This is a genomic window from Streptomyces sichuanensis (assembly GCF_020328095.1).
Classification (GTDB): domain Bacteria; phylum Actinomycetota; class Actinomycetes; order Streptomycetales; family Streptomycetaceae; genus Streptomyces; species Streptomyces cinnamoneus.
This window is the reverse complement of record NZ_JAIXMK010000261.1, coordinates 1-1,354: the sequence shown is the minus strand read 5'-3', so window position 1 is coordinate 1,354 and position 1,354 is coordinate 1. Positions and strand designations below refer to the sequence as shown.

Genomic DNA, 1,354 nt, shown 5'->3' with positions numbered 1-1,354 from the left:
GAGGACCGTGACCGCATCGCCCGTGACCTGCACGACCTGGCCATCCAACGGCTCTTCGCCGCCGGCATGACGCTGCAGAGCGCCGACCGTTTCATCGACCACCCCGAGGCCGCGGAACGCGTCCGGCGGGCGGTCGACGACCTGGACGAGACCATAAAGATCATCAGGTCGACGATCTTCGGCCTGCGGTCGCGGGAGACCGCCCCGCAGCACGGGTTGCGCACCCGGGTCGTGCAGACCGTCGGCGAGGCGGGCGCGCTCCTCGGCTTCGCCCCGGCCCTGCGCATGGAGGGCCTGCTGGACACGCAGGTGCCACGGGCGGTCGTCGACGACGTGGTGGCGGTGGTGGGCGAGGCGCTGGCCAACGTGGCCCGGCACGCCGGCGCCGGCGCGGCGGCCGTCGCGGTGGTCAACGACGGCCGCCACCTGGTCCTGACCGTCACCGACGACGGCACCGGCCTGCCCCCCGGCGGCCCCGCCCGCCGAAGCGGCCTGCGCAACCTCTCCGAACGCGCAACCCACCACGGCGGCGACCTGACCCTGACCACACCCCCTGAGGGGGGAACGACCTTGACGTGGCGCATTCCGCTGCCTGGGGATGGTGCCTGACGGGGGGCGGACGGCGGGATGGGCGGGTGGGGTGCTGCGCTGCCCGGTCATCTGAGGGCGGCCGTACTGCGCCTGGCGGCCAGCTGGGGAGTGCGGTGCGGTCGCCGGGGCGAAGCCCTCGGGGTCCGGGGCGGCAGCCCCGGGAAACGGTGAAAGGGCGGGGCTGGGGGACCCATTCCCGCCGCAGCGGTGCTCAGCCACGTTATACCGGCCCGGCGGTGCCGGAACCGTCTCGGCCGAGCACCCGGCAACGGCTGCCCATGCAGCACCGCCGCCGACGCAGAGCTCCGACGTGCTGCCCACCGCCGACGGCGCCCAGCCGTGCTGCCCCCGCCGACGCCGCAGATCCGGCCCCGGGCCCCGTCGATCAGGCCCCGGCCAACCCCGGCCACACCGCACCGGGCCCCGTCGATCAGGCCCAGGCATGCCCGGCCACACCGCACCCCGCACCGGACCCCGGGCGCCGCCGACCAAGCCTCGGCCGGCCCCGGCCACGCCGTACCCCGCACCGGGCCCCGGCGCCGACGGCGCCCCAGGCCGGCCCGGCCACGGTCACCCCACCGTCCGCGGAGCCGGCCCGTCAGCCACCCCGGCGCTCAAGGCGGCCCGAAGGCACCGGAAGGCGACCCGAACGCCGCACCCTCGCACCCGGCAAGCAGCGCAGCCCCACGGTGGCATCAGCCACCCACGCGCCGGCCCGCGCCCCGCGCGGACGGTTCGCGGCGGTCGGCGGCCGCGGCCGCCG

The 1,354-nt window shown here is 77.3% G+C and carries 1 protein-coding gene; it reads left to right on the top strand.

Features of this window, described 5'->3' with window-relative positions:
• A partial coding sequence (locus tag LE181_RS31820; RefSeq protein ID WP_225665093.1) for a sensor histidine kinase occupies nt 1-609 on the top strand: 609 nt, incomplete at its 5' end.
• Between the last annotated feature and the right edge of the window lie 745 nt (nt 610-1,354).